The sequence below is a fragment of the Marinovum sp. PR37 genome, assembly GCF_028807375.1.
GTDB lineage: Bacteria > Pseudomonadota > Alphaproteobacteria > Rhodobacterales > Rhodobacteraceae > Marinovum > Marinovum algicola.
The window spans coordinates 324647-331443 of the sequence record NZ_JARAML010000001.1 but is presented as its reverse complement, the minus strand read 5'-3'; the positions used below and the strand labels follow the sequence as shown (position 1 = coordinate 331443).

The following is a 6797-nucleotide window of genomic DNA, read 5'->3' as shown; positions in this document are numbered from 1 at the left end:
GCGCTTCACGGCAGGCCCTACCACTTTTTTGCAACCAAATCCTTCATCGCAGCCAGATCCAGCATCTGCTCGGCCAGAAGCTTCTTCAGCTTCGCGTTCTCATCTTCCAGCGCCTTCAGTCGCTTGGCCTCCGATACCGTCATGCCGCCGAACTTGGCCTTCCAGTTGTAAAAAGTGCCCTCCGACATGCCGTGCTTCCGGCACAGGTCGGCGCACTTCGCGCCGGCCTCGTGCTCGGCCAGGATGCCGATGATCTGCTCATCCGTGAATCTCGTTCGCTTCATTGTCCGTCCTCAAGTTGGGGCGGACTCTAATCAACGGTGGAGGAAAAATCCCGTGGCAGGTCACAAGGACCTCGGATGATATCGCCGATGCCCTATTGCTGATCGCGCTGGTGGCTGACGAAATTGACATCGTCGACCCCTATTTTGACCTGCGTCCAGCAAGAGGCAACTACACTGGTCCATTGACATCACTGCTGAGCAAGCTCGCCGCTGCGACGCCGAAACCGAAAGTCATTAAGGTACACTTCCGGTCACACGACTCTCGTCCTCCGCCGAATATTCTCGCGCAGAATGCTCCTGCTCTTACCAATGGGATTTTGCCGCAAGGATATTCTCTCGAACTCTATGAGTGGACAGAGGTTCCAGGAGGAGAGGACCTTCACGATCGCTTCTTCCTAACTAATGTCGGCGGTCTGATGGTCGGTGCGGGTCTAGCCGCCGCGGGGGCTGGCGAGACTGCTACATTTACGCTTTTGGATAATACCCATGCGCAGCAACTTCGGAGCCGGTTTTCTGCAAACTCAACAGTTTACACCCGTGTTGGATCTGCGGTTCGGGTTGACGCCAACGGCAACGTCGATCTCTTTTGACCCGAGAGCCCGAGCGGCATTGTAAATGTGGGAAAGGTGTTTGATTTCGGTCCCTTTTGGGAAAACGCCACCAACGTCGAAGTGCTCAGCCGCTCTTCGGAAAACGGCATTGGGTTCAGACACTTACAACCTGAACACCAAACAGACGCAGTCATGAGGTCCAGAGAATATCGGCCCTGAGAGACCGCTTCTGGGCCGTCCAGCGCTCGGGCCAGTGCTCAGCCCTTCACGCATAACCCTCGAATAAAACGGAAAAATCCGACCGCAGCCGGATCGGGAGAACGCTTTCGCGGGGGCAAGTGGCGGACAGTGAGGGATTCGAACCCTCGAGACGGTCTCCCGCCTACACACTTTCCAGGCGTGCGCCTTCGACCACTCGGCCAACTGTCCGTGCGCGGGTGTTTAGCCCCGACCTTCACCGGGTTTCAAGGGCAAATCGAAGTCATTCGCACAATTGATGTATTCCGGTGTCAACAGGTCGATTCTCAGCTGTCGAGGATCACGTTCAGCCGCCGGTTCTGGCGGCCCTTCTTCTCGATCTTGCCCAGCCGGATGGCGCCGATCTCGCCGGTGCGCGCCACATGGGTGCCGCCGCAGGGCTGAAGATCGACCTGGTCGCCGCCCTTGCCGATCCGCACCAGACGCACCCGGCCCTGGCCGCGCGGCGGCTTGACCGACATGGTCTTGACCAGCTCGGGCGTCGCCTCGAGCACGGCATCGGTGACCCAGGTCTCCGACACCGGCAGATCGCGCTCGATCAGCAGTTGCAGCGCCTCTTCGATGATGTCGCGGTCTGCCGGGGCCTCGGGCATGTCGAAATCGAGCCGGCCCTTCTCGCTGGTGATCGCCCCGCCGGTCACCGGCAGCGGCACCACGACCGACAGCAGGTGCAGCGCGGTATGCACCCGCATGTGGCGGTGGCGGCGCTCCCAGTCGAGGTATTGCATTACATGGGTGCCGGTGCCCGGCAGCGGCATCGGTTCCGCCGGGACAAGCACCACCGCCCCGCCCTCGCCCTTGACGGTGGTGGCGATGGGCATCTCGATCCCGTCCCAGACCAGCAGGCCGCTGTCGCCGGGCTGGCCGCCGCCGGTGGGATAGAACACCGATCGGTCAAGCACGATGCCTCCTTCGGGCGTGTGGCCGGTCACCCTGGCCGGGGCCTCGCGGAGATAGGGGTCTTCGCGAAACAGCAGCGCTGTCATCGCTCGCCCCCGGCGTCTCCGGTCACATCGCCGGTGCCGTCGCCCGGCGAAGGCTCGCGCTGGGGCGCGGCGCCGGTGTCCTCACGGGCCGGGGCGTCCTCTTCTGACGCCTTCGGCGCCTCCTGCGGGCGCAGCGCCTCGGGGTTGCGCAGCCAGATGTCGCGCTGAGCATAGGGGATCTCGATGCCTTCCTTGGCAAAGACCTCGACGATCTGATGGCGCATCTCGGTACGCACGCCCATGCCTTCGCCAATGTCGCGCAGCACGGCCCGGATCCGGAAATCGAGCGAATCCGCCCCGAAGCCCATGAAATCCACTGCCGGCTCGGGGTTCATCAGCACCTGATCGTGGTGCCGGGCGACCTTGAGCAGCAGGTCTTGCACCTTGCGGGTGTCCGAGCCGTAAGCCACGCCGACATCGATGATGATCCGGCCGATCGAATTGCCGCGGGTATAATTGGCCACCCGGCCCGAGACGAAATCGGCGTTGGGGATGATCACGTCGTAGCGGTCGAAGGTTTCGAGCTTGGTCGAGCGCACCGAGATCCGCTTGACCGTGCCGTGGATGCCGCCGACCTCGATCCAGTCGCCTTCGGCGATCGGCCGTTCGATCAGCAGGATGATCCCCGAGACAAAGTTCGACACGATATTCTGAAGCCCGAAACCGATCCCGACCGAGAGCGCACCAGCGACGATGGCGAGCGACGACAGGTCGAGCCCGGCCGAAGTGATCGCCACCAGCGCGGCAATGAAGATACCGACGTAGCCGATGCCCGAGATGATGGCGTTCTGCCCGCCGGTGTCGATCTTGGTCTTGGGCAGGATCGAGTTCTTGAGCGCGCCCTGAAGCAGACGGGTCGCCATGTAGCCGGCGACAAAGACCAGCAGCAGCACCAGGAAATCCATCGGTGAAATGCGGCTGTCGCCAATCGCAAAGCCTTCGCCGATCTGGGTCCAGAGCTCGGTCAGGTCGGCCACCCGCGCGCCCCAGAGCAGCGCCAGGAAAGGCAGCGCCGCGAGCGCGAGGGTAAACCCGATCAGCACCGTGATCAGGCTGTCGGCCTCTTCCTCGGACTGGCGCATCACGTAGCGGTAAAGATCGTTGGTAAAGCGTTGCAGCACCACGATCAGCCCGAGCAGGCCCAGCGTCGCGATGGTCGGAAAGATCAGCCGCGAGGCGGCGGTGCCATAGCCGGTGGCTGCCAGCACCGGGCCGACGATCGACACCAGGATGACGATCCGGCCGAGAAAGCTGACCACCCGGGCGCGCACCAGGCGTTCGGTGTTGGCACTGTCGAACTTGATATGGGTGATCATCAGCTGCCCGAGGCGGAACAGGATCAGCGCCGTCACCACCAGCAGCGGGAATTCGAGCACCGAGACCGTGGCCTCGTCATAGCTCTCGATCTGGGCGAATTCATGAATCGCGTCACGCAGCACCAACAGGATCGCAAGGGTGCTGGCATAGGTCCGTGCCTCGCGCCGCTGGCTCCGTGCCATCGGCAACATGCGGTCGCCGTCGTGCTGTGAAAACAGCCGGTCGACCAGCCAACGCAGCCCGAGGATCACCAGGCCCCAGGCCGGAAGATTGTCGAGCAGCAGGGTGGTCAGCGCGCCCGGCGTGCCGGTGGCAAAGATCGCCTCGGTCAGCGCGTAAAGGCCGATCAGCGGAAGCGCGATCTGGCCGACCGAGACAAGGAAGCTGAAAACCGCGCCGCCGCGGGCCGAATTCTTTCGCATCCAGTTGCCGCCGTCGCGCGCCCAGGCCCGGCCGCGCAGCACGAGCACGCCCCCCACGACCAGCAGCAGCAGCACCATCGGCAGGTTGCGGCGCAGTTCAGCCTGGCCGATGTCGGAGCTCCAGGACTTGTCGATCTCGCTGCCGATGGCGGTCCAGGTCTGGCCCAGGTCGCCCAGGGCAATCGCCCAGTTCTCCGGCATCAGCGGGATCGGCCCGAGCTCGAACAGCGCGTCGGTCTGGCGGGCGCGGATCAGCGCGTCGATTTCCCGGATGATGCCGTCGGCGCGGTTATAGGCCTCTTCCGCGGCGCGGATCGGGGCGCGCAGCTCGGCAAGCTGTTCGTTCAGCTCGACCCGGCGATTTGCCACCTCTTCGGGCTCGGTCTCGCCCTCGGCCGGGGCCTCGCCCAGGGCATCGAGCTGCGACTGGATGGTGCGGATCCGCGATTGGTTGGTGTCCTGCGCCGTCAGAAAGCGCGCACGCCAATCCGCCAGCTCGCGGCGCAGCGTCTCGAAGGCGCTGTCAGAGGCGCGGCCGGCGGCCAGTGCGCTCTCGGCGCGCCGCGCCAGCTCGTTCCAGGCCTCGAAATCGATCGGCTCGTCAGCGGCGGCCAGCGACATTCCGACTTGAAGATCCGGCTCGATGTCTCCGACCGAGATATCTTGCGCATGCAACGCACGCGTGGAGAGAACAAGGCTCGCGAACAGGGCCAGCAACAGCGCCGGCAGAAAGGCAGGCATACGCATCAGCTGTCCTCGAACACGCCGGGGATCGAGGCCGGTGCGCGGGTCAGCCAATCGGGTGTCGGCAGGCCCTTGTCGCGCAGGAACTCGGGGTTGAACAGCTTGGACTGATAGCGCGTGCCATAGTCGCAGAGGACGGTGACAATGGTGTGCCCCGGCCCCATTTCCCTGGCCAGCCGGATCGCGCCCGCGACGTTGATGCCGGACGACCCGCCAAGGCAGAGCCCTTCGTTCTTGAGCAGGTCAAAGACGATGGGCAGCGCCTCGCTGTCCGGGATGTTGTAGCTGAAATCCGGGGTGAAGCCTTCGAGGTTGGCGGTGATCCGCCCTTGGCCGATGCCCTCGGTGATCGAGCTGCCTTCGGCCTTGTGCTCGCCGTGATTGTAGAAATGGTTCAGCGTCGCGCCATCGGGATCGGCCAGTGCCATCTTGACGCCCTTGGGTTGCAGCGCCATGCCGACACCGGCCAGCGTGCCGCCCGAGCCCACCGCCGCGACAAAGCCGTCGACCTTGCCACCGGTCTGCTCCCAGATCTCGGGGCCGGTGGTTTCGACATGCGCCTGACGGTTGGCGACATTGTCGAACTGGTTGGCCCAGATCACGCCCTTGTCCGAGCTCTCGTTCATCTTCTCGGCCAGGCGACCGGAATAGCGCACGTAGTTGTTGGGGTTGCGATAGGGCGCCGCAGGCACCTGCACCAGCTCGGCACCGGCCAGACGGATCATGTCCTTCTTTTCCTGGCTTTGGGTCTCGGGGATGACGATCACCGTCTTGAAGCCCATCGAGGCCCCCACCAGCGCCAGACCGATACCGGTGTTGCCCGCCGTCCCCTCGACGATCGTGCCGCCGGGTTTGAGCAGACCTTTCTCCACCGCGTCCTTGATGATGTAGAGCGCGGCGCGGTCCTTGACCGACTGGCCGGGGTTCATGAACTCGGCCTTGCCCAGGATGGTACAGCCGGTTTCTTCGCTGGCCTGCTTCAGCTTGATCAACGGGGTTTTGCCAACGGCGTCGGCCAGATCGGATGCAATGCGCATAATGTCCGCTCTCCTCTAAGGATTTGTCGTTGTGTATGCGCCGTGCGGCGTGAACTCAAGGGCGCGCAACAAGCCCGCCCCGGCGCAATTCCTCACGATGCCGTGCAAGCCAGAGCAGCATCATCGCCAGAGGCCCGGCATTGGCCTCGCCGCTTTCAACCAGCGTCATGGCCCGATCAAAGGAAATCACATGGCTGCGGATGTCTTCGTTTTCATGCGCCAGCCCGGCCAGACGGCCCTCCTCAGCCGAAAGATCGCAGAGCCCGAGATAGCAATGAAAGAACTCGGTCGAATAACCCGGCGAGGGATAAACCCGCGTCATCAGCCGCAGGTCGCCCAGCTCCAGCCCCGCCTCCTCCATCGCTTCACGCCGGGCGCAATCGGCCGGGCGTTCGCCGGCGTCGACCAGCCCGGCGATGGGTTCCAGCATCCAGGGCACCGGATCACGCCGCCAGACCGGGCCAAAGCGGAATTGCTCGACCAGCATCACCTGATCCTGCACCGGGTCATAAGGCAGCACCAGCGCCGCATCATAGGCCTGAAACGCCTCGCGCCCGATGGTGGCGCTGCGAGCCCCGTCGAACCGGCGGAAAGAGATATCAAAGGCGCGCAGACGGAAAAAGCCGTCATAGCCCGGCCGCGTCGCTTCGATCTGGTAATCGTCCGGCGCCGGCGCCCGGCGCAGCGTTGTCGGCGCCGCCTCCTGCGCCAGGCATTGCGCCCAGCCGCGCGCCCGGATCCAGGGAAACAGCCGGTCGATGTCCTGCGGCGTGGTCACGCCGAACCGCTCCATCACCTCATCCGCCGCCGCCAGCGTCAACGGGCCGAAGCGCGCCACCCAATCGGCCAGCCGCCAAGGCGCGCCCGCCGGCCAGCGCGCGCCCTCGGGCAGATAGACCAGCGCCTGGCAGGCGCCCTCCGGCGTCGTCACCTCGAGCGGTTCGAGCGCATAGCCGAACCCGCCTTCGTAGTGATCGAGCCGCGCCAGCGCCTCTTCATCCAGATCGAGCAACAGCAGGCCTTCGGCGCGCCCGCGGGCTTCGGCCCGGATGGTCGGAAAACATTCGCCCGCCGCCCAATAGACCGCCCAGCCCGGCAGCACCGCCGGGCTCAGCGCGATCTCGGCCGCGGGCCGGCCCAGCACCCGCTCCAACAGCGGCACATGGCACAGGGTGCCGTAGAAAAACAGATCGGCCAT

Annotated in this window: 5 protein-coding genes, 1 tRNA gene and 1 pseudogene; 1 reads left to right on the top strand and 6 read right to left on the bottom strand. The window is 64.5% G+C overall.

Going from position 1 to position 6797, the window contains the following annotated elements; translation table 11 throughout:
• Window positions 1-284 (bottom strand): annotated as a pseudogene (locus PVW49_RS01550) (transposase); the annotation flags it as partial.
• Between the two features lie 95 nt (window positions 285-379).
• Here PVW49_RS01550 and PVW49_RS01545 point away from each other — a divergent pair.
• Window positions 380-874, top strand: coding sequence for a hypothetical protein (locus PVW49_RS01545; RefSeq protein ID WP_274589719.1), 495 nt, complete (start codon window positions 380-382; stop codon window positions 872-874).
• A 300-nt stretch (window positions 875-1174) separates the two neighbouring features.
• Here the strand turns inward: PVW49_RS01545 and PVW49_RS01540 are convergent.
• The 5 genes from PVW49_RS01540 to PVW49_RS01520 all read right to left on the bottom strand — a co-directional run bounded on the left by PVW49_RS01540 (window position 1175) and on the right by PVW49_RS01520 (window position 6797).
• Window positions 1175-1264: transfer RNA gene (locus PVW49_RS01540), tRNA-Ser, on the bottom strand.
• 95 nt (window positions 1265-1359) lie between these two features.
• Window positions 1360-2079, bottom strand: a complete 720-nt coding sequence (locus tag PVW49_RS01535; protein ID WP_074835678.1) for an alanyl-tRNA editing protein — start codon at window positions 2077-2079, stop codon at window positions 1360-1362.
• Window positions 2076-4565, bottom strand: a complete 2490-nt coding sequence (locus PVW49_RS01530; RefSeq protein ID WP_139211241.1) for a DUF3772 domain-containing protein — start codon at window positions 4563-4565, stop codon at window positions 2076-2078. The genes PVW49_RS01535 and PVW49_RS01530 overlap by 4 nt, the downstream gene beginning before the upstream one ends.
• Entirely contained in the window at window positions 4565-5599 is a 1035-nt protein-coding gene (locus tag PVW49_RS01525) for a cysteine synthase A (protein ID WP_074835680.1), read from the bottom strand. The genes PVW49_RS01530 and PVW49_RS01525 overlap by 1 nt, the downstream gene beginning before the upstream one ends.
• A 55-nt stretch (window positions 5600-5654) precedes the next feature.
• On the bottom strand, window positions 5655-6797 hold the full coding sequence (locus tag PVW49_RS01520; protein ID WP_274589718.1) for an NUDIX domain-containing protein: 1143 nt from the start codon (window positions 6795-6797) through the stop codon (window positions 5655-5657).

Excerpts from the sequence above, each read along its gene's own strand:
- PVW49_RS01530 (WP_139211241.1), bottom strand. The coding sequence starts at position 4,565 with ATGCGTATGCCTGCCTTTCTGCCGGCGCTGTTGCTGGCCCTGTTCGCG.
- PVW49_RS01525 (WP_074835680.1), bottom strand. The coding sequence starts at position 5,599 with ATGCGCATTGCATCCGATCTGGCCGACGCCGTTGGCAAAACCCCGTTG.
- PVW49_RS01520 (WP_274589718.1), bottom strand. The coding sequence starts at position 6,797 with ATGGCCGATCTGTTTTTCTACGGCACCCTGTGCCATGTGCCGCTGTTG.
- PVW49_RS01535 (WP_074835678.1), bottom strand. The coding sequence starts at position 2,079 with ATGACAGCGCTGCTGTTTCGCGAAGACCCCTATCTCCGCGAGGCCCCG.